General features: G+C 66.3%; 25 protein-coding genes. 6 read left to right on the top strand and 19 right to left on the bottom strand.

Annotated features, from left to right (window positions below; all coding sequences use genetic code 11):
- Positions 1 to 37 precede the first annotated feature (37 nt).
- Positions 38 to 721, bottom strand: coding sequence for a class I SAM-dependent methyltransferase (locus G4223_RS05775; protein WP_241003970.1), 684 nt, complete (start codon positions 719 to 721; stop codon positions 38 to 40).
- A gap of 26 nt (positions 722 to 747) precedes the next feature.
- Here G4223_RS05775 and G4223_RS05770 point away from each other — a divergent pair, with 26 nt between their 5' ends.
- Positions 748 to 1,299: a YdcF family protein gene (locus G4223_RS05770; protein ID WP_163676307.1), complete on the top strand. Its 552-nt coding sequence runs from the start codon at positions 748 to 750 to the stop codon at positions 1,297 to 1,299.
- 33 nt (positions 1,300 to 1,332) lie between these two features.
- On the opposite strand, the gene G4223_RS05765 is transcribed toward G4223_RS05770, so the two are convergent.
- Together G4223_RS05765 and G4223_RS05760 are read right to left on the bottom strand one after the other, a co-directional pair.
- Positions 1,333 to 1,701, bottom strand: a complete 369-nt coding sequence (locus tag G4223_RS05765; protein ID WP_163676305.1) for a DUF134 domain-containing protein — start codon at positions 1,699 to 1,701, stop codon at positions 1,333 to 1,335.
- 178 nt (positions 1,702 to 1,879) lie between these two features.
- Positions 1,880 to 2,119, bottom strand: a complete 240-nt coding sequence (locus tag G4223_RS05760; protein ID WP_163676303.1) for a hypothetical protein — start codon at positions 2,117 to 2,119, stop codon at positions 1,880 to 1,882.
- 176 nt (positions 2,120 to 2,295) lie between these two features.
- Between G4223_RS05760 and G4223_RS05755 the strand changes: the two genes are divergently transcribed.
- Entirely contained in the window at positions 2,296 to 2,949 is a 654-nt protein-coding gene (locus G4223_RS05755; protein WP_163676301.1) for a cyclase family protein, read from the top strand.
- A gap of 15 nt (positions 2,950 to 2,964) precedes the next feature.
- Complete coding sequence (locus G4223_RS05750; protein ID WP_163676298.1) at positions 2,965 to 4,053, top strand: cobalt-precorrin-5B (C(1))-methyltransferase; 1,089 nt, start codon at positions 2,965 to 2,967, stop codon at positions 4,051 to 4,053.
- Here G4223_RS05750 and G4223_RS05745 read toward each other — a convergent pair.
- The 7 genes from G4223_RS05745 to G4223_RS05715 all read right to left on the bottom strand — a co-directional run bounded on the left by G4223_RS05745 (position 4,033) and on the right by G4223_RS05715 (position 11,815).
- On the bottom strand, positions 4,033 to 4,773 hold the full coding sequence (locus G4223_RS05745; RefSeq protein ID WP_163676295.1) for a cobalt-precorrin-6A reductase: 741 nt from the start codon (positions 4,771 to 4,773) through the stop codon (positions 4,033 to 4,035). The two genes, G4223_RS05750 and G4223_RS05745, sit on opposite strands and share 21 nt — an antisense overlap.
- Positions 4,774 to 4,838: 65 nt before the next feature.
- Positions 4,839 to 6,014, bottom strand: coding sequence for an NnrS family protein (locus tag G4223_RS05740; RefSeq protein ID WP_163676292.1), 1,176 nt, complete (start codon positions 6,012 to 6,014; stop codon positions 4,839 to 4,841).
- Between the two features lie 19 nt (positions 6,015 to 6,033).
- Positions 6,034 to 7,206 (bottom strand): NnrS family protein, encoded by a 1,173-nt coding sequence (locus G4223_RS05735; protein ID WP_163676289.1) that lies wholly within the window; start codon positions 7,204 to 7,206, stop codon positions 6,034 to 6,036.
- Complete coding sequence (locus G4223_RS05730; protein WP_241003969.1) at positions 7,203 to 7,976, bottom strand: ABC transporter ATP-binding protein; 774 nt, start codon at positions 7,974 to 7,976, stop codon at positions 7,203 to 7,205. Before G4223_RS05730 ends, G4223_RS05735 begins: the two co-directional genes overlap by 4 nt.
- Before the next feature lies 1 nt (position 7,977).
- Entirely contained in the window at positions 7,978 to 8,802 is an 825-nt protein-coding gene (locus G4223_RS05725) for an ABC transporter permease (RefSeq protein ID WP_163676285.1), read from the bottom strand.
- Positions 8,803 to 8,806: 4 nt separating this feature from the next.
- Positions 8,807 to 9,799 carry an ABC transporter substrate-binding protein gene (locus tag G4223_RS05720; RefSeq protein WP_163676282.1) on the bottom strand — a complete coding sequence of 331 codons (993 nt, stop codon included), beginning with the start codon at positions 9,797 to 9,799 and terminating at the stop codon, positions 8,807 to 8,809.
- 24 nt (positions 9,800 to 9,823) lie between these two features.
- Positions 9,824 to 11,815, bottom strand: coding sequence for a TonB-dependent receptor domain-containing protein (locus G4223_RS05715; RefSeq protein ID WP_163676278.1), 1,992 nt, complete (start codon positions 11,813 to 11,815; stop codon positions 9,824 to 9,826).
- A 113-nt stretch (positions 11,816 to 11,928) separates the two neighbouring features.
- Here G4223_RS05715 and G4223_RS05710 point away from each other — a divergent pair, with 113 nt between their 5' ends.
- The gene (locus G4223_RS05710) at positions 11,929 to 12,528 is read left to right on the top strand and encodes a hypothetical protein (RefSeq protein WP_163676275.1); all 600 of its coding nucleotides are present in this window, start codon (positions 11,929 to 11,931) and stop codon (positions 12,526 to 12,528) included.
- An 11-nt stretch (positions 12,529 to 12,539) separates the two neighbouring features.
- Positions 12,540 to 13,238, top strand: a complete 699-nt coding sequence (locus G4223_RS05705; RefSeq protein WP_163676272.1) for a hypothetical protein — start codon at positions 12,540 to 12,542, stop codon at positions 13,236 to 13,238.
- A 19-nt stretch (positions 13,239 to 13,257) separates the two neighbouring features.
- On the opposite strand, the gene G4223_RS05700 is transcribed toward G4223_RS05705, so the two are convergent.
- The 9 genes from G4223_RS05700 to G4223_RS05660 all read right to left on the bottom strand — a co-directional run bounded on the left by G4223_RS05700 (position 13,258) and on the right by G4223_RS05660 (position 20,221).
- Positions 13,258 to 15,351, bottom strand: a complete 2,094-nt coding sequence (locus G4223_RS05700) for a heavy metal translocating P-type ATPase (RefSeq protein WP_163676269.1) — start codon at positions 15,349 to 15,351, stop codon at positions 13,258 to 13,260.
- Positions 15,348 to 15,689 carry a YtxH domain-containing protein gene (locus tag G4223_RS05695; RefSeq protein WP_163676266.1) on the bottom strand — a complete coding sequence of 114 codons (342 nt, stop codon included), beginning with the start codon at positions 15,687 to 15,689 and terminating at the stop codon, positions 15,348 to 15,350. Before G4223_RS05695 ends, G4223_RS05700 begins: the two co-directional genes overlap by 4 nt.
- Entirely contained in the window at positions 15,670 to 16,008 is a 339-nt protein-coding gene (locus G4223_RS05690; protein ID WP_163676263.1) for a hypothetical protein, read from the bottom strand. Before G4223_RS05690 ends, G4223_RS05695 begins: the two co-directional genes overlap by 20 nt.
- Positions 16,005 to 16,382 (bottom strand): hypothetical protein, encoded by a 378-nt coding sequence (locus tag G4223_RS05685; RefSeq protein ID WP_205762401.1) that lies wholly within the window; start codon positions 16,380 to 16,382, stop codon positions 16,005 to 16,007. The genes G4223_RS05690 and G4223_RS05685 overlap by 4 nt, the downstream gene beginning before the upstream one ends.
- Before the next feature lie 186 nt (positions 16,383 to 16,568).
- The gene (locus G4223_RS05680) at positions 16,569 to 16,910 is read right to left on the bottom strand and encodes an HMA2 domain-containing protein (protein ID WP_163676260.1); all 342 of its coding nucleotides are present in this window, start codon (positions 16,908 to 16,910) and stop codon (positions 16,569 to 16,571) included.
- Between the two features lie 3 nt (positions 16,911 to 16,913).
- Positions 16,914 to 17,390, bottom strand: a complete 477-nt coding sequence (locus G4223_RS05675; RefSeq protein WP_163676257.1) for a hypothetical protein — start codon at positions 17,388 to 17,390, stop codon at positions 16,914 to 16,916.
- Positions 17,391 to 17,606: a FeoC-like transcriptional regulator gene (locus G4223_RS05670; protein WP_163676254.1), complete on the bottom strand. Its 216-nt coding sequence runs from the start codon at positions 17,604 to 17,606 to the stop codon at positions 17,391 to 17,393. It lies immediately after the preceding gene.
- Positions 17,607 to 17,616: 10 nt separating this feature from the next.
- The gene (feoB, locus tag G4223_RS05665; RefSeq protein WP_163676251.1) at positions 17,617 to 19,983 is read right to left on the bottom strand and encodes a Fe(2+) transporter permease subunit FeoB; all 2,367 of its coding nucleotides are present in this window, start codon (positions 19,981 to 19,983) and stop codon (positions 17,617 to 17,619) included.
- A 4-nt stretch (positions 19,984 to 19,987) separates the two neighbouring features.
- Positions 19,988 to 20,221 (bottom strand): FeoA family protein, encoded by a 234-nt coding sequence (locus G4223_RS05660; protein WP_205762400.1) that lies wholly within the window; start codon positions 20,219 to 20,221, stop codon positions 19,988 to 19,990.
- Between the two features lie 405 nt (positions 20,222 to 20,626).
- On the opposite strand from G4223_RS05660, the gene G4223_RS05655 reads away from it, so the two are divergent.
- Positions 20,627 to 22,147, top strand: coding sequence for an aldehyde dehydrogenase family protein (locus G4223_RS05655; RefSeq protein ID WP_163676248.1), 1,521 nt, complete (start codon positions 20,627 to 20,629; stop codon positions 22,145 to 22,147).
- The last annotated feature ends 4 nt before the right edge of the window (positions 22,148 to 22,151 follow it).

Below are 22,151 nucleotides of genomic sequence, written 5' to 3'. Positions count from 1 at the left end.
TTCTTTGTCTGGTGCCGTGCGAGAATAGCGCCGTGCTCTAACGTTGCAACAGGTTGACGCGCATGGGCTGTTCGAAGGCCCATCCGCTGTCGGTGCGGGTGCCGTTGGCTTCGAACAGCGCACGCAAGGATTCGCGGTTGGCGTCGAAGCGGGACTCGCGTTCGATATTGGCCGAGACGATGCGTTCGCGGAAAGCGTCGAAGGTGCGCATCTGAACGGTGTGGACATACCGGAATTCCTGAACCGGCTTGAGCGCGGCGCAGGTCCTGAGGGCATTGTAGGCGAGGGCGCGGACCTCGGTCTCGTCGTCGACGGCGCGGCAGGTTTCGAAAAAGCGGCCTTCGGCGACGGGCTCCGAGACATAGACCAGCCCGCCCGGCTTGAGCACGCGGGCCGCTTCTTCCAACGCCTTGCCCATCACCGCCTGCGGGATGTGGTGCAGCGAGTTGAAGAACACCACGTAATCGGCCTCGCCGCTGGGGGCGGGCAGGGACTGGCCGACACCTTCGACGATCTCGACGCTGTCCACCGCTTCGGCGGCGCGGGCCTTGGCCAATTGGCGCGGGGAACATTCCACGCCCAGGACACGGGCGCCGAATTTGGCGAGATGGCGGGCGAGATGGCCATCGCCGCAGCCGACGTCGATGACACGCTTGCCATCGACCGCCAGGGTCTCCACGATCACGTCGGCGTTGCGGCGCTTTTCCATCTTGTGCTCCATGACTCCTTGAGGGATTTGCTTATCCGATGTGGCGCCCTGCTGTCGATTCTTATGACGTGGCGATCATCCTGGGCGCGCGGCTCGCCGACGACGGCACCGCCTCGCCGGCATTGGTCCGGCGTGTCGTCCACGGGGTGGAGTTGCTGCATGCGGGGGTGGTCGGGGCGCTGGTGATGAGCGGCGGCCCCACCTCGCCCGCCGGGATCGAGGCCGAGACGATGCGGGCCATGGCCGTCGCCGCCGGGGTGGAGACCGCCCGTGTGATGGTCGAGGGACGGGCGCTCAACACCATCCAGAACGCCCTGTTCTGTCGGCCGCTGCTGCGCCGCCATGGCTGGCGCCGCGTCCTGGTGGTCACCGACGCGTTCCATGTGCCGCGCACCCGCTACATCTTCGCCCGCCTGGGGCTGGCGGTCACGGTGACCGGGGTGCGCCCGTCGCGTCCGTCGGCGCAATGGTGGCTGGCCCATCTGCGCGAGGCGGCGGCGGTGCCGTGGACGGTTCTGCGGGTCGAAGCGTTTCGGTCAGGGATGTTTCGCCTTGCTCGGAGGGGACGGTGGTTTCGCCGTCAGTCTTAATATAATTCCATCGTTTCGCGTTTTTTTGGGGGCTCACTCTTTGCGTCCACCCCGCCGGCCGTGACCGTGGCCGCCGCCGCAAGGGGGGGACGCTTCAGCCGCTGGTGCGTCGTCCAGCCGGCAGGGGCCGCCTTCGATCCTGAGGGCGCAGCCCTGGGTCAGGGCGGTGGCCACCACGGCGCGTGCTTCCGCTAGAATCCGCGAGAAGGTCGGGCGGGAAACTCCCATTTCGCCGGCTGCGCCTTCGTGGTCCAACCCCTCGGCGTCGGCAAGGCGCAATGCCTCGAACCCGTCCACAGACAGCACGATCTCGCGCAATTGCCGGGCGGGTATTCCTTGTGGCTTGTACAGACAAGCCGGCGGCAATTGCTGGATTCTTCTCGCTTTGTGCGGCCTGGGCATGGGGGCTCCGTTTCGGGCGTGCGTTCATAACCTAAGCCCAAGGGCGGTTGTCCTCCCATGACAATTCACAGCAACAAAAACATCCGCGCGATCCAGGCCGCGCGGATGCTATTGGTTCCCTTGGTGTGAAATGCTGATTTTGGGCCGCATCCCGGCTGGGATGCGGCCCTTGTCTTATTCATTCCGGTTGGGTCGGGGTGGCGGTTTCAGCCAGCATCTGGTCCAGATAGGCGAGGCGCCGCTTCAGGGCTTCGCGCTCGGCGGCCAAATCCTCGGCCGGTGCGCAGGCGCCCATGCGCCGGCAATTGCCCAGGCCTTGTCCTTGTCCCCGGTTGCGCATACGGCCGCGGCGGCCGCGGCCCCATCCTTCCTGCTCGGCGAAGCGGGCGCGGGGGGGGATTTCTTCAAAATCGGTCATGATGGTCTCCTTGGTGATGGGGCGGCCAAGGGCCGCCTTGCAGGTTCACGTCCATTCCCGTGGGATGTATTTATGAACGTATGCTCATAACATAGGTGCCGGGGGCGGGCTCTCCCATGACAATTCGCAGGCGATTCGCTTAAACTGAATTTCCTATCGGCACCGCAGGAACCGCCATGGACGCCATCATCGACATCTCTCGGGTGATCGCTTCGGACTCGGTGGTCTATCCGGGGGACCCGCCGCTTCGTCACCACGACATCTGCGCCGTTTCCCAAGGCGATCCCTTCAGCCTGACGGCTCTTTCGGGGTGGTCGAGCCATCTGCTGACCCATGTGGACGCACCGTCGCATTTCCTGGCCGACGGCGCGTCCTTGGATGCCGTGCCGCTGGCTCGCTTCCTTGGCCGCTGCGTGGTGGTCGAGGTGGCGGGCGACCGCGTCGAGGCCCGAGACGTGCTCGGCGCCGGTGTCGGGCGTGACGGCACGGTGCTGTTCAAGACCCGCAATTCGGCCATTCCGACCAACGCCCCTTTCCGCGAGGACCATGCCCATATCTCGCCCGAGGCGGCACAGGCGGCGGCGGAACTGGGATTGAACATGGTCGGTTTCGACTACATCGACGTTGAACGGGGTGGCGACAGCGATTATCCGGTGCACAACACCCTGTTGCGGGCCGGCGTGCTGATTCTCGAAGGACTGGACCTTTCATCGGTGGCGGCGGGGGAATACGGCTTTTGCGCACTGCCCCTCAGGATCGAGCGTGCCAACGGCGCGCCGGTCCGCGCTGTCTTGTTCGCGGATTCGTTGACAGGGCACGGGGCAGGGTGAAAGGCTGCGGCCATCATGACCGACGCTTCCGAAGAAAAACCGCTCCGTTCGGGCTGGACCACCGGCGCCTGCGCCACCGCCGCCGCCAAGGCGGCGTGTTCGGCGCTTTACGGATTGGGTTTTCCCGATCCCGTCGGCATTTCCTTGCCACGCGGCGAGACGCCGTCCTTTGCCTTGGCTTTGGCCGAGACGGGGGATGGTTGGGCACGGGCCGGGGTGGTCAAGGATGCCGGCGACGACCCCGACGTCACCCACGGCGCCACCATTGTCGCGACCCTGCGTCCGGCGGCGTCCGGCAGTGGTATCGTTTTTCGCGCCGGTCCGGGTGTCGGCACCGTCACCAAGCCGGGTTTGCCGTTGCCGCCGGGCGAAGCGGCGATCAATCCGGTGCCGCGTAAGCTGATGGCGGCCGAGGTGGCGGCCTTGGCGGCGTCCGTGGGGCGCATTCCCGATTTGGAAATCGAGATATCGGTTCCCGGTGGCGAGCGTTTGGCCCAAGCCACCTGGAATCCTCGCCTGGGGATCCTGGGTGGGCTGTCGATCCTGGGCACCACCGGGGTGGTGGTGCCTTATTCCTGTTCGGCGTGGATCCATTCCATTCAGCGCGGCATCGACGTCGCCCGCGCCACCGGCTTGACCCATGTGGCGGGATGTGTCGGCAACACCTCGGAAAAGGCGGCCCGCGCGCTGACCGGATTGGGCGAGGACGCCATCATCGACATGGGTGATTTCGTCGGCGGCATGCTGAAGTATCTGCGCCGCCATCCGCTGCCCCAACTCACCATCGCCGGCGGTTTCGCCAAATTGTGCAAGCTGGCGGCGGGAGCCATGGACCTGCATTCCAAGCGCTCCCAAGTGGACATGGCGTGGCTGGCGGCGCAGGTGGCGGCTTTGGGTGGCGATCAGGCCATGGTGGACCGCACCCGACGTGCCAACACCGCGCTTGAAGTGCTGGAGATGGTCCGTGCCGCCGGTCTTCCCTTGGGCGACGTCGTTGCCATCCAGGCGCGGCAGGTGGCGCTTGGGGTGTTGGACGGCGCTCCGGTGGCGGTCCAGGTCCTGGCCTTCGACCGTACCGGCGGCCTAGTCGGCCGGGCGCAATGACCATTCCTCGGCGGCGGCCGGGTCGGCGACGGTGGGAAGATCGGGGCGCGCGGGGCGGGCCCGCATCACCACCCTGAGACCCAAGGCACGGGCCGCCGCCAATTTGCCGTCGGTGGGGCCGCCGCTGTTCTTGCAGACGATGGTGTCGATGCCGTTTTGGCGCAGCAGTTCGATCTCGTCGGCCTCGGCGAAGGGGCCGCGTGCCAACAGTATTTGGGCTTGGGCGAAGGGCGGCATGGGATCGGGCGCCTCGACCGAGCGGATCAGGAACCAGACCCGTGTCAGGGCGGCGAAGGGGGCCAGTTCCTGTCGGCCCAGCGCCAACAGTACGCGGCGGCTGTCGCCCAGGGCGGCGACCGCCTGGGGCCAATCCGCTACCATCCGCCACCAATCGCCGGGGCCGGGCTGCCATGCCGGGCGTTCCAGGCGCAGCAGCCGCACCCCGGCCAGGGCGCAGGCTTCGGCCGCGTTCCATCCCATGCGCGCGGCAAAGGGATGGGTGGCGTCGACGACGGCGTCCACCCCGGTTTCCTCAAGATAGCGGGCCAGGGATTCCGGGCCGCCGAACCCGCCGATCCGCACCTCGCCGGAGGGCAGTCGCGGGTTGCCGGTCCGGCCGGCAAGGCTTGAGACCACGCGGACGCCCACCCTGGCCGCCAACCGGCCGGCAAGGGCGTGGGCGTCGCTGGTGCCGCCAAGGATCAGGATGGTGCGGGCCACGGGTCCACATGAGAAAGGAAAGGCCGGGTCGGCATCAAAGCATCCGCCGCCCGGCCTTGTCCAGATCAGCCCGGCTTGCCGTCCACGCGGGGGCTTACCAGCCAGCGGCCGTATCCGGCCAGGAACACCAGGTAACCCAACGACCACAGGCCGGCGGCGGCGGCCAGGACGGCGGGAACGGCCGTCGCCGCCACCCACGGTTCGGACAGCCGTACCACGCTGCCGGCCACCACCGCGCCATAGGCGGGGACCATCCACCACGCCACCTTGGGCGGTCGGCCGGTATGGCCCAGGCTGGCCCGGCTCATCAGTGCCAGGGCCCAGGTGCCGATGGCGCCGGCCGCCAGTCCGTGCAGCAAGGCCGACGGCAAAGGGGACGGCGCCATTGCCTGGAGTGCCACCAGGGCAAGTCCGATGGCGATCCACCAATATCCCAGGTGCAGCACCGCCAACAGCGGGTCGCACCAGGTGCGCCAGCCCTGCCAGCCCCACAGCCGCCAGGCCGTCAACACCGCCGCCACCATCGCCACCCCCGCCGTGGCCCATCCTTCCGGCCACAGGGTGTACAGGGGGACGAAGGCCGCCACCGCCGTCTGGGTGGCGTGGTTGAGCCAGGGAACGCGCCGCACCAAAGCCGGATTCAGACCATGCTTTTCCGCCCAGGTTTCGGTGAAGGTGGGGATGATGCGCCCGGCGACCTCGCCGATCTTGAGGGCGACGGCGGCCAGGAACAGTCGTCCCCCCATGGCCGCGCCGCCCTCCAACCAGCCCAGCCATTCGGCGTGGAACATCAGGTTGGCGACGATGAAGACCGCGAAGATCACCGGCAGGATGCGGTCGCGTTTTTGCCCATGACGCAGCAGTTCCGTGGATGCGAACAGGGCGAAGGCGACCGGATAGGCCAGGTCGATCACCGCCACCGTCACCGGCGGCAAGGCCCCCCAGAACCAGATGGCGACGCGGCCGGCCAGCCACAGCCCGGCCAGCCCGGCCAGCCGTGCTCCGGCCAGCGGCGGGCGGTTGCACCAATGGGTGATGGCCGTCAGGAAAAAGCCGCCGGCGGTGGCCATGACGAAACCGAACAGCATTTCATGGGAATGCCATTGCGCCGCTGGCAACGCCGGCCCGGCCATGCGGCCGCCCAGCATCAGCGTCCACAGGGTCAGCGCCAGCACGCCCCAGGCGGGGGCCAACAAGAAGAAGGTGCGAAAGCCATAGGCCAGGACAACGGGTCGAGCCATCTGTTCCTCGTGAAGTGTGTCAGCCTGGGCAACCATCGACGCGCGGTCGCAGCAGCCAGGGGGAAAAGGTGCGCAGCCACAGGCCAAAGGCCGTCAGCCACAACAGCATGGGAATGGTGACGCCGGCCATCGCCATCGCCTCGGGGGCCAAGTCGGGCACCGCCACGCGCAAGGCGGTGGCGACGGACACCAGCGCCGCCGGTCCCCAGGTGGCGGCGGGCAACGGAAAGGGCCGCGCGGTATGGCGCAACGACACCACCGACATCACCGTCAGCGCGGTGGTGGCGCCGGCCCCCAAGCCCAGGGCGTGGCGGGCGGCGGCCGGGTCCAAAGGCATCCCCAACGCCGACAGGCCCAACAGGGCCAACCCCAGCGCCATCCAACCCTGTGCCACATAGAACAACGCCGCCTGCGGTCGTCTCAAAGCCCCGGCCAGATGGCATTCGCGCATGCGGTCCACCTGGGCGCAGGCGGCGGCCAGGGCGATCCAGCCGGTTACCGCGTGGCCGGGCACCACCGCCTCGGCGACGGTGAACAGCACCAGCGTCGTCACCGCCAGATGGCGACGGCCTGGCATCAACCGCACTTGCGGCGCGCGTCCCGCCTCGATTTGCGCCGAGCGCAGGACCACCGGCAGGATGCGTCCCAGGGCCAGGGCGATCAGCACCTGAAACAGGTTCAATGCCACCGTCGCCGCCCGCTCGGGCGCTACCTCGACCACGCCCAGGCGTCCCAGATGGAAGACAGCGTTGACGGCGGCCAGCGCCGCCAACGCCGCCACGAATTCCCACGGCTTGGGGCCGGGCCGCCGCAAGACCGGCACCACCGCGACCAACAGCGCCGGCAGGAACAAGATGTCCGCCGCCGCCACCAGGGCCGGCGGCAACAGTGGGTCCAGCCAAAAGGCGATGCGGCCGACCAGCCACAACAGGCACAGCCCGGCCAGATTGCGGCCGGTGACGGGCGTGGCGCCGGTCCAACTGGGCAGCGCGGTCAACAGGAAGCCGGCCAGGGCGGCGGACAGAAAGCCGAATACCTGTTCGTGCCCATGCCAGGCGCCGATGCTCAGGTCACCCCACATGCCGCCCCAACCCAGCCAGATCATGGGCAGCGGCAGGACGGCGGCGGCACCGGCCAGTGGTGCCAGCAAAAAGAACGGACGGAAGCCATAGGCAAGCACGGTGGCGTTCATTGCCCGCCCCCGTGTCCCATATCCTCGACAGCCAGGGCGCGGGCGGTGGCGGGGTCGGACAACAGCCGGTTGACCTCGGAATGGACGAAGCCGTCGTCGCGTTCGGCGAAGGGACGGGCGATGTCATGCCGTGCCGTCAGCCGGGCCGGCTTTCCCGACAGGACGAAGACGCAATCGGCCAGTCGTACCGCCTCGGCCAGATCGTGGGTGACCAGGACGGCGGTCAGGTTGCGCTGGTCGATCAGCCGGCGAACCAGGGCCTGCATTTGACGGCGCAAGCCCAGGTCAAGGGCGCTGAAAGGTTCGTCCAGCAACAACAGGTCGGGTTCGATCGCCAGGGCACGGGCCAACGCCACGCGCTGGCGCATGCCGCCGGAAAGCTCGTGCGGGTACTTGCCGACGTCGTCGGGGGCAAGGCCGACTACTTCCATCAGCCGGGCGGCGCGGCAGCGGCGTTCGTTTCTTCCCACACCCTGGGCCTTGAGACCGAAGGCGACGTTGTCGCGGGCGTCGCGCCACGGCAACAGGCACGGGTCCTGGAACACGAACACCGGATGGCGGAAAGCGTGGGCGATGGTGCCGTGGGTGGGTTCGCTCAAGCCGCCGATCATGGATAAAAGGGTGCTCTTGCCACAGCCTGACGGACCGATCAGACAGCCCACCCGACCGACCGGCAGGCTGAATGTGACGTCGTCGAGCACGCCTTGCGGCCCGAACGAATGGGAAAGTCCCTGAATGGACAGGGCGGGAGCAGGGGGCATGGCGTTCATCTCACAACAATCCCCGTGTCATGGCGGAATCGCCGCCTTGGGCTTCGCGTCGCCAGGTTTGCAGGTGGCGGCGCACCGGTTCCAGCAACAGGTATTCCAGCGCCAGCAACAGCCCGACCACGGCCAGCACCCAGGCCAGGGCCTTGACGGTGTCCAGTTGCACGCGCGCGGTGGCCAGACCGTCGCCGATGCCGCCGGCGCCGCTCAGCAGTTCGGCCATCACCGCGATCTTCCACGACAGCGCCAGGGCCGAAGCCAAGGCGGGAAACAGATAGGACAGCATGTGCGGCAGATAGACGTCCCACACCAGCATGGGGCCGGGCACCCGGAAGGCGCGGGCCATGCGGCGAAGGTCGCCGTCCAATGTCCGTACTCCTTGGGCGGCGCCGGAAAAGACGATGGGGGCGGTGGTCACCACCACGGTGAACGATGCCGCCAGTCCCGAGCCGCCGAACCACAGCAGGGCCAGCACCACCCAGGCGATGGCCGGGATGCCCAGCATCAGGGTGGCGATGGGCTGGAGCAGCCGGCGCATCATGTCCGACGCCCCGGCCATGGCCCCCAGCACGCCGCCGACCAGCGAGGCGGCGACGAAGCCGCCCAAGGCGTTGCCGGTGGTTTCGACGACCGCCGGCAACAGGCGGCCGTCCCCGCCCATGCGGACCAGGGCGGCCACCGTGTCGCGCGGACTGGGCAGGACAAGCGTGCCGTAGGCGGCGTGTCCCGCCTCCCACAGCGCGGTCAGCAGCAACAGGCTCGCGGCCGCGCCCCAACCACCCCACAGATAGTCGAGCGCGCGTGACGCGCGGTCGCGGACCCAGTTCATGACGTCATGCCCCCCAATAGAAGCGGTCGTCGGGCAGACGGCCGCCGACGATGTCGGGCGACATTTCCATCAGGTCGTTGAAATAGGCCTCGAGCTCGGGTCGAGCCTCGGCCGCCGAGGTGATGTTCAGACGGAACCACGGCAGCGAACGCTCGATGATGGCCGGTTGCAGGTCCAGGTAGTCGGCGCCCAGGCGGCCGGCGCTGGCCGGGTTGTTCAGAACCCAGCGGGCGCTGGCGACGCAGGCCTCGTGGATGGCCTTGACCAGTTCGGGGCGCGATTGCACCAGATCCTCGGACACTCCCAGGCCGGCCTGGGCGATGCGCGGGGCGCGTCCGGTCAGTTTGCCATAGGCCTCCGTCAGGTCGATGGCCCGCTCGACGCTGATGCCGGCTTGCATGCCGCGCAGGATCACCGCCGACGATGCCGGTTCGGGTAGCACGGCGATCTCGGTCTTGCCGGCCAGGAACAATTGCGATGCCTCGGTCGGCGTGCCGACATAGTGCAGTTTCAGGTCCTTTTCCGGGTCAAGGCCGGCGCGGCGCAGCACCAGCCGGAAGATCAGGTCGGGGGCGTCGTTGCGGAAAGCCAGCACCACGTCCTTGCCGGCCAGATCGCTGACCGAACGGATTTCCGGGCCGCGGGTCATCAGGTACAGCAAGCCCCAGGTCATGATGTTCATCAGCCGTACCGGAACGCCGCGGTTCATCATGTTGGCGCAGGAATAGGACGGCGTGCCGAACACCTTCATGTCGCCGGACAGCACGCCGGCCCGCATCTGGTCGGGGGTGCGCCACACCTTGAGGGTGGCCTTGGCCACATGGGCCGACAGCGCGTTGTTTTCGACCAGATGGGCGACTACCACCGATGGTGTCGCCGGCATGGCGTTGATGGTGAACTGGTCCAGGGACTGGGCGGAAAGAGGGCGGCCGCCAAAGGCGAGCGCACCGGTGGCGGCGAGGCCCGCCAGGGCCTGACGCCGGGTCAGAATGGTCATGAGGATGCTCCTAAGAGACGGATGTCAGAAGGTCACCAGGCCGCGCACATAGGCCGTGCGGCCGGGGGCGTAGACCGTGCTGGGATTGGCTTCGTCGGTGCTGGTGTAGGGGTTGTGCTCGGAATAGGCCTTGTCGAACACGTTGTCGATTCCCACCCGCATGCCGAAGGTGTCCATCACCTGGAAGCCGGCGAACAGGTCGAGCAGACCGAAACCGCCGGCGTTCTCGGCGTCGAAGCCGCTGCCGTAGGACGGATCGTCGTCCAGGCGGTTTTGCGCGGCCACCGCGCGTACCTTGAAGCCGGCGTTCCAGGTGCCGAGGTCGGCCAAAGTGTCCTGGTATTCCACCAGCCAGTTGGCCTCGAGCGGGTCGATGCCGTAAAGGGCGCGGCCGTCGGTGGCGTTCTGGCCCCACCGCCAATAGCCGCCCAGCTTGGTCGACCAGTTGCGGGTCAGGTTGACCGACAATTCGATTTCGGCGCCGGCCAGGTCGGCATCGACGTTGCGCCAGATGAAGGCGTTGTCGCTGCGAATCGTGCCCGATTGCCCGTGGGCGCGGTCGCGGCTGATGAAGTCCTTGACGTGGTCCACGTAGCCCTTGGCGCTGATGTTCCAGGAACTGCTGCCCAGCCAGTCCTCGCCGCCCGGCCGCTTGCGGCCGTAATCGACCCAATCCTCGCCGTTGAGCGCGGCGCCCAATTCGGCGCGGTAATGCTGTTCCGGCGCCAGATCGGGGTTGCCCACCTGACGGGTTGCGCTGGCGGTGGTGGGCGACGGCAGGGTGAAATAGCGTTCCTGGGTGTCGGCGGCGCGCATGATGCGGCCCACCGACCCGGTCAGCGACAACCGGTTGGCCAACAGCTTCTGTTCGCCGTCCACCTTGGCGCTGAACATGTGGTCGTCGCGCGCCTTGTCGATGCCGGTGCCGTAGTAATATTCGTAAAGCGCGCTGGGGGAACCGCTGTAATTGCCGATCCGCATGGGGTTGTCCATTTCGGTCGCCTTGGCGCCGGCATAGTCGTAGCGCAGGCCCAGGTTGACGGTGGCCCCCTCGGCCGGACGCCACGCCAGGTCGGCGTTGACCGCGCCTTCCCACATCTCCACTCCCGGATATTGGTAGCCGGAAATGGTGTCGATGGTGACGCCGCCGCCGCCGGCCCGGCTGGCGTCGTGCCAGATGCGCGAGCCGGAAACGGTCAGCCGTCCCAACAAATTGTCGGCTAGATGGGTGTCGCCGGACAGCGACGCGCTCAGCACGTCGCGGTTGGGGTTGGCTTCGTTGACGGTGGTCGAGGTGTAGGGGCGCAGCTTGAAGTTGTTGGCCCGACGCTTGAGGCCGACATAGCGCAATTCCAGCTTGACCGCATCCAGGCCGTCCATGGGGGCGGTTTTTTCCACCGAGGTGGTGGCGATGGTGCGTTCCGTGCGGATAGGGTCGGCGCCATAGCCGTCAACCATGTTGGCGACGCCATTCTGGGTGACGCCGGTGGCGGCCAGGGGCAGGACGTGGTCATCGATCAGGTCGTGAACCAACCCGGCCTTGAGGGTGGTCCCGGACAACGGCCGGAACACCAGCCCCACCTGTTCGGTGGTGCGGTCGTAGCCGTATCGGACCTTGTCGCCGTTGCCGTCCTTGTAGGTGCTGGCGGTTTCGGCGGCGGTCGAAGCCATCACCGTGGCCTTGGCGGTGCGCATGGCGGCTTGGGCGAACGCCTCCTTGGTGTCGCCGGCGCCGCTGTAGCCCAGGCCGATCTTGACCGGCGAGGCCGAGTTCATCAGCGTTCCCAGCACACCCGCGCTGGGTTTCATCTTGTCCTGGCGATAGGGCATTTCGCCGGGGGCGACGGACATGTCCACCAGCGGCATGATGGGAAAGGGTTCCGGTTTGTCGTGCTGACGCAGAACCGGGATCACCTGCTGGTCAGGTAATTTCAGGTCGGTGGCCGTCTGGGCCATGGCTGCGGAAGCGGTCAGGGCGGCCGTTACCAGCGCCGTCGACCCAAGAATGTACCTCATGGTTTATCATACCCCCTTGGCAATTAGTCCTACAGACGTTAAATTCGACGACATGAAAATGCAAGTGATTCGCATTCTCATTGACTTTAATCAATTCGAGCGGATTTCACACCATGCGCAAATGCCTCTTCCTGCGCTGTCAGCGCGACCACGCGCCGGCGGCTTTCCGGTCTCCGTCCTGTGGGGGGCGGGTCGATTCGGTCGGTCAGTACGAGTTGGGCCGCACCGACCTTGACACCTATGACGCCATCCTGGTCTCCATGCTGGCCGACCAGCACAGCCTGATCGACCAGACCCCGCGCCTCGAGGCGTTCCTGGATCGGGGCGGCACTCTGGTCCTGAACGGCCACATGGCCTATCCGCCGGTGGCCGGCCTCAGGCCGTTCGTGCCTCAGACCGGGCGCGGCACCGAGGCGTTGACCATTCATCGTCTTGCCGATCATCCGGTGTTCGACGGCGTGGATGGTGCCGACCTCACCTATCGTCGTGGTGTCGCCGGTTTCTATGGGCGCGGTCACAATCCGGCGCCGGACGGTGCCATTGCCTTGAACGGCATCGGTCCCGACCGCGACCCGTTGGACTGGGTGTGGCAGCGGCCGGCCGGCGGCACCGTGTTCATGCATGGCGGCCTGGACGTCTGGGCTTATGCCGCCGATCCCACTTCCGCCGCGCGCATGGCGCCGCAACTGGTCGACTGGCTGACCGCCGCCTGAGGAGAACGAGCATGCGATCCATTCTGGCCGTCGATGGCGGCACCTATTTCCACCATTTCGCCTATTCCGATCCCCAGGTGGCGCGTCATATCCGCCGCCGTGTCCACGTGCGCAAGCTGGCCGAAGTGACGCTGGCCGATTTCGACGTGGTGGTGTTGCCGTGTCGCCTGGACCCCGACCTGATGGCCCCGCTGCGCGAGCCGCTTTTGGCCTATCTCGGCCACGGCGGAACCGTGGTGTCGCTGTCGGCGGAAGGGGCCGAGGAGTTCCTGCCCGGCGTGGTGTGGTCGCCGTCCGAGGTGAATTTCTGGTGGTGGCTGGATCAGACCAACGACCCCGGCATCCGTATCAGCCGGCCGCACCATCCGCTGTTTCGCTTCATCGGCGCGGCCGACGTGGTCTGGCACCACCACGGCGTCCTGGTGCCTCCGCCCGGTGCGGTGCCGCTGGTCGAGGTCGAGGGTAAGGGGGCCCTGGTCTATGTGGACCGGGTCAGCACGCCGGGCCGGTTGGTGGTGTCCACCCTGGACCCGGTGTTCCACCACGGCAGCAATTTCATGCCGGCGGCCACCCGCATGCTGTACGGCATGATGCGCTGGCTGGCCGAGGGCGACCTGGGCGATACCCTGGCTCCCACCGTCGCTCCGCTCGACGCGGTGACGCGGTCGCGCCCCGAACCGGCAGAGCCGCCGGCTCGTTGCTGCGCGTGAACGGCAGGAAAGCTCCCCGTCAATCCTGACGGGGAGCCGGCTTGCGGCGCCTGAGGGCGTTCAACAGGATGCCGATGGTGGTGCCGTTGTGCAGGATCGACGTCGCCACCGGCGACAACAGGCCCAAGGCGGCGGCGCCCAGGATGGCGGTGTTCAGCCCCACCGTCATACGGTAATTGCGGCCGATCAGCTCCATCACGTCGTTGGCCGCCTGTTTGGCGTCGGCCACCCGTTCGATGTCGTCTTCGAGCAAGGCGACATCGGCGGTCAGCCGCGCGATGTCGGCCCCCTTCTGCATGGCGATGCCCACATGGGCGCCGGCCAGGGCCGGAGCATCGTTGATGCCGTCGCCGACAAAGGCGATACGGGCGCCGTCCTGGTTCAGCGTTTCGATGATCCGGGCCTTGTCCTGGGGCATCAGTTCGGCGTGCACGCCGTCCAGTCCCAGTTCGGCGGCCAGTTCCTCGGCCCGGTCGCGATGGTCGCCGGTCAGCAGCAGGATGCGTTTCACCCCCAGTTCGCGCAGCCGGCGGATGGTGCGGGCGCTGGTGACGCGGGTGCTGTCCTTGAGGGCGATCAGGCCCAGAAGACGCCCACCGAAGCCGATGAACAGCAAGGTCTTGCCTTGCTGATACAGCGCGTCGATGACGTGCTGGTGGGGGGTGACGTTGACGCCTTCGTCTTCCTGGACGAAATGGCGCGACCCCACCACGATGCGCTTGCCGTCGATGACGCTGGCGACGCCGTGGGCGACGATGAACTGAACTTCCTGATGGTCGAAATGGTGATTGTGGGTGGCGCGGGCGGCGTTGACCACCGCCAGGGCCAGCGGGTGGAAATAGTGTTCCTCGACCGATGCCGCCAAACAGATCAGATCGTCGGCGCTGTAGCGTTCGTCGAAGGTGATGGCGTCGGTGACCTCAAGGATACCGGTGGTCAGGGTGCCGGTCTTGTCGAACACGAAGGTATCGGCCTGGGCCAGACGTTCCAACGCCGATGCGCCCTTGACCAGGATGCCGGCGCGGCCGGCCCCGTACATGGCCGATTTGAACGCCACCGGCGTCGCCAGTTTGAGGGCGCAGGAATAATCGGCCTGAAGCACCGAGGCGGCGCGTCGCCAGTCGCCCGACACCAGGAACGCCGCACCCGCCAGCTTGAGCACCACCGGCACCAGCCGGTCGGCCATGCGCGCCGCCTCGAGCTGGGCTTCGCTCTTGGCGGTCAGCGACTGTTCCACGTATTCGGCGATGCGGGCGGCGGCGGTGGCGGTTCCCACCTGCTCGGCATAAATGGACAGCCGCCCTTCCTCGACCAGGGTACCCGACAGCACGCCCTTGCCCCGGTTCTTGACCACAGAGACGCTCTCGCCGGTCATGGCCGCTTCGTTGACCATGGCCTCGCCGCCCAGAACGGTGCCGTCGACGGGGATGACCGTGCCGGTGCCGACCACCACGGTGTCGCCCACCTCGACCGATTGAGTGGGAACCTGGACCTCGACGCCGTCGCGCAGCACCCAAACCTGGTCGCTGGACGGCCGCAACAGGTGTTTCAGCAATTCGTCGGAGCGTCGGGCGATGGAATCTTCCAGATATTCGCCCAGCACCAGCATGAAGGTGGTGGTGTTGGCGGCGGTGTAATCGGCCCGTGCCAGCGAGATGGCGACCGCCATGCCCTCGAGCACATGCGAGGTGACGCCCTTTTCCGTGTAATCGGCGGCGGCGTGGCGGAACAACGGCAAGGCGCCGGCCAGAGCCACCGGGAATTGGATGGGGCGGGGCAACAGGCCGCTGCCCACCAGGGTCGCCAGGCTGGCGGCGACCGCCGCGCGGCCATCGTCGCGAGCGTCAGCCGGAATCAGGGCCAGCGGCGCCGGCAGGTTCCGCATGCCGTCCGCCACCTGTTCGGCGCAGGTTTCCTCGGGGGCGAATTCGACCACCACGGAACGGATGCGGGCGTTGACCCGGCAATGGGAAACGCCGGGAAGGTCGGCCACCAGCCGGCGCAAGGCGGCTGCATCGTCGGGCGTGTCGGGGGCCAGGCGATACCGCAACCGCACGCGGCCCGGAACGCGGTGGAGGACATCCACCGCGCTCAGCCAGAAAGGAACGGTCATAGGCTGCCGTTCTGCTCGGCCGTCAGCTCGGCACGGATGTCGGCCATCTGCTCCTTCATTTCCTCGAGACCGCCGACCATGCCGCCATACAGCTTGGCGCCGGATTTCATGATCTTGCCGCGCAATTCCTCGTCGCTCAGCACGTAGGTAGCGGCGGCGCCGAGCAACAGGCCCACCAGGAACTGGTCGGTGCGGCGCGACGGCAACAGCCGGCTCAAGCCGCTGAACAACCCGCTATTCTGATTGGCAGCCAGGGTGGCGTTGGCTCCCATGGACGATTGCATGTCGCGCATCAGGCGCTTCAACTGCTTGGACTGCTTAGACTTCTTCTTGGCCACGGCCACTCTCCTTGATGTCGTCGGTGTCGGGGGAAGGGATCAGGGCTTCGGCGGCCAGCACGCCCGCCGCGCCGGCGGCGATGGCGGTCAGCGCCAGCGGCAGATCGTTCCGGGTCAAGGCACGGGCTGCGACCGTTCCCGCCGCCAGCGCGGCACCACCCTGAAGGGCATGGCGCAGCACCTTGGCCGGCGCCGCCGGACGGCGGGCGGCCCGCCGATCCTGGATCGCCACCAACAGGCCGGTCACCATCATGCCGCGCAGGAAGACCGTGGGAACGTCGTCCCCGGCCATCAGATCCTTGCGCTTGGCGCGCTTCACGAGGCCTCTCCGGTGGGGGCGTCGGCCACGGGTTCGGCGGCCGGCTTGGCGGCGGTTTTCTTCCGGGGGGCCGGGCGCTTGCGGGCCGGCTTGGCGGCGGCGGCCTTTTCAACCGTGGCTTCGGCGGGAGCTGTTTCAGTTTCCGCCGGGGTCAACTTCTGACGCAGCGACGCCGAAGACTTCTCGATGGCGGAAAGACTGGTGACGGCGGCGCCGCGCAAGCCGCTTTGCGCCTGATCCAGACCTTGGCGGGCCTTGTCGCCCACGGTGCTGGCCGCGCTGCGCAGGCTTTCGGGAGCTTTGACCGACTTGGCGATACGGACGCCGACGATGCCGGCGACCAGGCCCGATGCGAAAGTGAGCAAAGGAAGCATGGCGGTTCCTTTCATGACGCGACGCCGAAAGTTCGATGCTCGCGTGAGGTGTGCCTTAAAACCGTAACATCGTGCTACTCGGTATGGCGACGTACAATGAAAAAAGTTGATTTCACCAGAATTAGATATGGTGATCATTTTATTTGAAAGAATTAAGAACTGTTCTCTTCTTTATGAAAGAAAGAACTAAGAATTGTTCGCGGTATGTATGGCGGACAACAACTGTCCTGCGGCTGCGGTGCGGTTGCCGGATACAAGGTCTCCCCACGCCATGGGGGCGATTTGTGACGGGTCGTATTCCACCACACAGGAGCGGGCCAGCAGGTTGAGGTTGACCGAACGGATGCCGGGAACCCGTTCGACTGCCCGCACGAAGCTTTTGGCTTCGTCCACGGCGGCGGCCAGCCCGGCTTCGGCACTGGCCGCCACTTTCAGGCGGACCCGTCCGGGAATGTGGTGGGCGATGTTCAGCATGGTGGCGAAACGCCACAGGGATTCGTTCGTGGCGACAAAAGAGGACGCGGTCATGGCCTATCGCAGCAATTTCTTACGGTATTTGACGAGGTGGAACGCCAGGAAAGCCAGATGCAGGCCCCCCAGGGCGGCATGGAACTTCTTGCTGGCGGCAAGGGCGAGCAAGCTGCCGCCCATGGTCGCCATCATGCCGATCTTGACCACACGATGGATGTCGCCGTCGTCAAGAACACCTTGAAGCTTGCTTCGGCGGGGATTGCGGGCGGGTTTGGCGGCGGGGGAAGGGGGCGCCGCTGTCCCAATCATTTCGGCAAGACAGGCGGAGACCCGTGTTTCCATGTTGGACGGCGCCAGTCGGGCCGGGTCGTAAAGGACCAGCACGCCGCCGGTGGCGGCGTTGCCCTCGACCGAGAGCACGCCTTCCCACCCGGCCAGGGTGGCACGGAACGCATGGTTGTCGTCCGTGCGCCTGAGCCAGTCATGGCGCAGGCGCAGACGGCCGGGAAGGCGCGACACCAAAGGTGATCGGGCCATTCAGCCGACCCACTCGTAGACGGTTTCGGGTTTGTGGCCACAATTGCATCCGGTCTTGCAGCCACTGCCTTCGATCGCCCGCAAGCGTCCCTTGCCGACCCAAAGCTGGGCGGCTTGGCGCACCGCGTCGGGGGACGAACCGAAATGGATGGCGATGTCGCCCAGGCTGGCCTGTCCCCGTTCGGCCAGATAGGCCTTGAGTTCGCTGGCAGTCATCGTGCCTCCCTTATTCCGCCGGCATGGTGGCGGCCAGACGACGGCTTTGCGTGCGTCCGGCCACCCACATGATGCCGACAGCCGACAGCACCGCCACCCCGCATCCCAACAGCCAGGCGGTGGCGCTGGCGGGATCGCGGCTGAAGATGGAAATCTGGTAGAAGCTGACGGCGGCGATATAGCCAAGCGAGGTGGTCCAGGCGGTGGCGAACGCCGTCCAGGCCAGACCCGCTTCGTGCCGGATGGCGCCCAGCGCGGCGACGCACGGGGTGTAGAGCAGGATCAGCAGCATGTAGGCGAACGCCCCGGCGGCGCCGTCGAAGCGGCTGACCATGGCGCCGAACACGCCGTCCTCGACCTCCAGTTCCTCTGCGGCTTCCGCCGCGTCGCCGGTGTACGAGACGTTGAGGCCCAAGGGGTCGCCCAGCGAATCGGCGACACCCGCCAGATTTTCGGGAATGGTCGCCACGGCGGCCAACAGCTTGGTCCCCAGGGTTTCCTCTTCTTCCTCGGCGGCGGCTTCGCCTTCGCCCGCGTTGGCTTCGTCAGCCGCAGCCGCGGCGGCGGCGTCTTCGGCGCTGGCCTGGGCGTACAGCGCGTTCAGGGTGCCGACCACCGCTTCCTTGGCGAAGATGCCGGTGAACAATCCCACCGCCGCCGGCCAGTTCTCGTCGGTCAGGCCGATGGGATGGAAGATGGGGGTGATGGTCTGGCTGGCCGCCGACAGGACGGAATCGCGGCTGTCTTCCTTGCCGAAGGTGCCGTCGGTGCCCATGGCGTTGAAGAAGCTGAGAACCATGACGATCGGCACGATGATCTGGCCGGCCCGGAAGATGAATTCGCGCAAGCGCTGCCAAGCCTGCCAGACCACGGTGCGCACGGTCGGCAGGTGATAGGGCGGCAGTTCCATGACGAAATGCGACGCCTCGCCCTGCAACAGGGTGGTCTTCAGCACCAGACCGGTCAGCACGGCGAACAGCAGGCCCAGGAGGTACAGGCCGAACACCACGTTCTGGCCGTTCTGCGGAAAGAAGGCGGCGGCGAACAGGGCGAACACCGGCAGACGCGCGCCGCACGACATGAACGGCGCCATCATCGAGGTCATGATGCGGTCGCGGCGGCTTTCCAAGGTGCGGGTCGCCATGATCGCCGGCACGTTGCAGCCAAAGCCGACGATAAGCGGCACGAACGACTTACCCGGCAAGCCGATGGCTCGCATGGCACGATCCATGACGAAGGCTGCGCGGGCCATGTAGCCGGAATCTTCCAGGAACGACAGGAACAGGAACAGGCAGGCGATGATCGGAATGAAGGTGGACACGGTCTGGACGCCGCTGCCCAATCCCTGGATCAGTGCGGTCAGCCAGTCCGGCGCGCCGGCCGCGGCCAGCAGCACGCCGACCTCGTCCACCAGAAGGGCGCCCACCGCCTGGTCGAAGAAGTCGATGAAGGCGCCGCCGATGTTGATGGTGAACAGGAACATGACGTACATGGCCAACAGGAACACCGGCACGCCAAGCCAGCGGTTCAGCACCACCTTGTCGATGCGCCGGGTCATGGCCAGCGACACCTTGCGCGGCTGGTGGAAACACGCGGCCATCACCGACGAAACGAAGTTGTAGCGTCCGTCGGCGACGATGATGTCGGCTTCCTCGCCACAGGATTCCTCGATGGCGGCGCGCTGGGCGGCGAGCGTCGGGGACAGGCCGGTTCCGGCCAATGTGTCGGCGAAGCTGTCGCCTTCGATCAGCTTGAGCGCCGCCCAACGCGCCGGAACCTTGGCGGCGGTGGCGGCGGCGGACAGTTCCGGGGCCAGTACGTCGATGGCGGCGTTGACCGCCTCGGCGTGTTCGGGCTGATGGGCGGGGACCTTGGGGTTGGCGGCGGCGGCGGCGATGGCGGCACGCAACTCGGCGACGCCCTTGCGTCGGCTGGCGACGATCGGCACCACCGGGCAATCCAGAATCTTGGACAGGGCGGCGACGTCGATATGGATGCCGGTCTTTTCCGCCAGATCCATCATGTTGATGGCCACCACCATGGGCACCCGCATCTCAAGCAACTGGGCGGTGAGATAGAGGTTCCGTTCCAGGTTGTAGGCGTCGACGATGTTGACCACCACCTCGGGCTCGCCCGACAGGATGTAGTCCCGCGCCACCCGTTCATCCTCGGAACCGGCGGAGATGCCGCCGATCATGTAGACGCCGGGAAGATCGACCAGATCGAAGGTCTCGCCGTCATGGCGGAAGGTGCCGACCTTCTTTTCCACGGTGACGCCGGGCCAGTTGCCAACTTGCTGGTTGGCCCCGGTCAGGGCGTTGAACAAAGTGGTCTTGCCGCAATTGGGATTGCCGACGACGGCGATCGCATGGGCCATGGGTTCAGATCCTTTCCGCCTTAAGGATTGCGGCTTCTTCCCTGCGCAAGGTCAGGGTGAAGTTGCGTACCGAAATTTCCACCGGGTCACCCAAGGGGGCGACCCGTGTCACCGAGAACACCGCACCCGGCGTCAATCCCATGGCCAACAGGCGCTGGCGGTAGCCGCGCTCGCCACGGGCAAAGCCGGTCACCCTGGCGGTTTCGCCGGGTTTCATGGTGGTCAGGGAAATATCCATGGGAAGCCCCTTTGATATCGAAAGTCAGAGTCACTCGCATATGTCGGGCAGGCTAACAGGTCGTTTGCGTCATAGCCACAGGGAAAATGAGGAGACAGCCGTGTCGGGAACGCAATGCAGATGCGATTCAGTCTCTCTTGCGATCCTTGATCGACAAAGCCTGGCGCAACAAGATCGCGACGTGCACCGGCTTGCGGCCGGTGCCGTCCTCCCTGGTTGGCGGGATACGCAAGAAATGGGCCACAAGCTCTGCCGTTTTTGCGGCAAAAAAAGCCTGTCTTACCTTCGTCGAGGGTATCTAAGCTGTTGGTTTAATTGGCGGAAATAGAATTTTCAGGGTATCCTGTGAGAATTGGAGGACATGTTTCCCCCGCCCGGCAAAATCCTTGCACAAAGGAGAACATCATGGGCGTCCAGATCGACTCCATTCTTCCCAACGATCAACGCTTGCGCAGCCGCTACGACAATTTCATCGGTGGCGACTGGAAGGCCCCGACCGAGGGGCGTTACTTCACCGACAACAGCCCGATCAACGGAACCAAGCTGTGTGAACTTGCCAAATCCACGGCGGCCGACATCGAACTGGCCCTTGACGCCGCGCACAAGGCCCGCGACGCCTGGGGCCGCACCGCGCCGGCCGAGCGTGCCCGGCTGTTGAACAAGATCGCCGACCGCATCGACGAAAACCTGGAACTGCTTGCCCATGTCGAAACCATCGACAACGGCAAGCCGATCCGTGAAACCCGTGCCGCCGACATTCCGCTGGCGGCCGATCATTTCCGTTATTTCGCCGCCTGCATCCGTGCCGAGGAAGGAACCTTGGCGGAATTGGACGACGACACCGTGGCCTATCATTTCAAGGAACCCCTGGGGGTGGTCGGCCAGATCATCCCATGGAACTTCCCGTTCCTGATGGCGGCGTGGAAGATTGCCCCGGCCCTGGCCGCCGGCAATTGCGTCATCATCAAGCCGGCTTCGGACACGCCGTTCAGTCTGGCGGTGTTCATGGATCTGATCGCCGACATTCTGCCGCCCGGCGTGCTCAACGTGGTTACCGGCAGCGGTGCCGAGGTGGGACGGGCCCTGGCCGCCAACCCGCGTATCGCCAAGATCGCCTTTACCGGCGAAACCACCACCGGCCGCCAGATCATGCAGTATGCGGCCGAAACCATCATTCCCATGACACTGGAACTGGGCGGCAAATCGCCCAACATCTTCATGGCCGACGTGATGGACCGCGAGGACGCCTTCCTGGACAAGGCGCTCGAGGGGTTCACCCTGTTCGCCTTCAACAAGGGCGAGGTCTGCACCTGCCCGTCGCGGGCGCTGATCCACGAATCCATCTTCGACCGCTTCATGGAAAAGGCCGTCGCCCGTGTCGAGGCGATCAAGATGGGGCACCCGCTTGATCCCGCCACCATGATGGGGGCACAGGCGTCGCGTGGCCAGCTCGAGAAGATTCTCGGCTACATCGATGTCGGCCGTCAGGAAGGCGCGCAACTGGCTACCGGCGGCGAACGCGCCCATCTGGGCGGCGATTTGGAAAACGGCTTCTATGTCCGCCCGACGGTGTTCGTCGGCCACAACAAGATGCGGATCTTCCAAGAGGAAATTTTCGGTCCCGTACTGTCGGTGACCACCTTCAGGACGTTGGAAGAAGCCATCGCCATCGGCAACGATACTCTTTACGGCCTGGGTGCCGGGGTATGGTCGCGCGACGGCACCACCGCCTATCGGGTCGGCCGCGAGATCAAGGCCGGCCGGGTGTGGACCAATTGCTACCACCTCTATCCCGCCCACGCCGCTTTTGGCGGTTACAAGCAATCGGGCTTCGGGCGTGAGACACACAAGATGATCCTGGACCATTACCAGCAGACCAAGAACCTGTTGGTCAGCTACAGCCCCAAGGCCTTGGGCTTCTTCTGAGCCT

It is taken from the genome of Magnetospirillum aberrantis SpK (assembly GCF_011022235.1).
Taxonomy (GTDB): domain Bacteria; phylum Pseudomonadota; class Alphaproteobacteria; order Rhodospirillales; family Magnetospirillaceae; genus Magnetospirillum; species Magnetospirillum aberrantis.
Note: the sequence above shows the minus strand (reverse complement) of the source record. Positions and strands in the feature narration are given on the sequence as shown.

Coding starts and splice junctions, on each gene's coding strand:
- G4223_RS05735 (WP_163676289.1), bottom strand. CDS start 7,206: ATGAACGCCACCGTGCTTGCCTATGGCTTCCGTCCGTTCTTTTTGCTG.
- G4223_RS05765 (WP_163676305.1), bottom strand. CDS start 1,701: ATGCCCAGGCCGCACAAAGCGAGAAGAATCCAGCAATTGCCGCCGGCT.
- G4223_RS05675 (WP_163676257.1), bottom strand. CDS start 17,390: ATGGCCCGATCACCTTTGGTGTCGCGCCTTCCCGGCCGTCTGCGCCTG.
- G4223_RS05775 (WP_241003970.1), bottom strand. CDS start 721: ATGGAGCACAAGATGGAAAAGCGCCGCAACGCCGACGTGATCGTGGAG.
- G4223_RS05660 (WP_205762400.1), bottom strand. CDS start 20,221: ATGGATATTTCCCTGACCACCATGAAACCCGGCGAAACCGCCAGGGTG.
- G4223_RS05740 (WP_163676292.1), bottom strand. CDS start 6,014: ATGGCTCGACCCGTTGTCCTGGCCTATGGCTTTCGCACCTTCTTCTTG.
- G4223_RS05700 (WP_163676269.1), bottom strand. CDS start 15,351: ATGACCGTTCCTTTCTGGCTGAGCGCGGTGGATGTCCTCCACCGCGTT.
- feoB (WP_163676251.1), bottom strand. CDS start 19,983: ATGGCCCATGCGATCGCCGTCGTCGGCAATCCCAATTGCGGCAAGACC.
- G4223_RS05755 (WP_163676301.1), top strand. CDS start 2,296: ATGGACGCCATCATCGACATCTCTCGGGTGATCGCTTCGGACTCGGTG.
- G4223_RS05720 (WP_163676282.1), bottom strand. CDS start 9,799: ATGACCATTCTGACCCGGCGTCAGGCCCTGGCGGGCCTCGCCGCCACC.
- G4223_RS05715 (WP_163676278.1), bottom strand. CDS start 11,815: ATGAGGTACATTCTTGGGTCGACGGCGCTGGTAACGGCCGCCCTGACC.
- G4223_RS05725 (WP_163676285.1), bottom strand. CDS start 8,802: ATGAACTGGGTCCGCGACCGCGCGTCACGCGCGCTCGACTATCTGTGG.
- G4223_RS05710 (WP_163676275.1), top strand. CDS start 11,929: ATGCGCAAATGCCTCTTCCTGCGCTGTCAGCGCGACCACGCGCCGGCG.
- G4223_RS05760 (WP_163676303.1), bottom strand. CDS start 2,119: ATGACCGATTTTGAAGAAATCCCCCCCCGCGCCCGCTTCGCCGAGCAG.
- G4223_RS05655 (WP_163676248.1), top strand. CDS start 20,627: ATGGGCGTCCAGATCGACTCCATTCTTCCCAACGATCAACGCTTGCGC.
- G4223_RS05670 (WP_163676254.1), bottom strand. CDS start 17,606: ATGACTGCCAGCGAACTCAAGGCCTATCTGGCCGAACGGGGACAGGCC.
- G4223_RS05770 (WP_163676307.1), top strand. CDS start 748: ATGTGGCGCCCTGCTGTCGATTCTTATGACGTGGCGATCATCCTGGGC.
- G4223_RS05730 (WP_241003969.1), bottom strand. CDS start 7,976: ATGAACGCCATGCCCCCTGCTCCCGCCCTGTCCATTCAGGGACTTTCC.
- G4223_RS05680 (WP_163676260.1), bottom strand. CDS start 16,910: ATGACCGCGTCCTCTTTTGTCGCCACGAACGAATCCCTGTGGCGTTTC.
- G4223_RS05750 (WP_163676298.1), top strand. CDS start 2,965: ATGACCGACGCTTCCGAAGAAAAACCGCTCCGTTCGGGCTGGACCACC.
- G4223_RS05685 (WP_205762401.1), bottom strand. CDS start 16,382: ATGCTTCCTTTGCTCACTTTCGCATCGGGCCTGGTCGCCGGCATCGTC.
- G4223_RS05705 (WP_163676272.1), top strand. CDS start 12,540: ATGCGATCCATTCTGGCCGTCGATGGCGGCACCTATTTCCACCATTTC.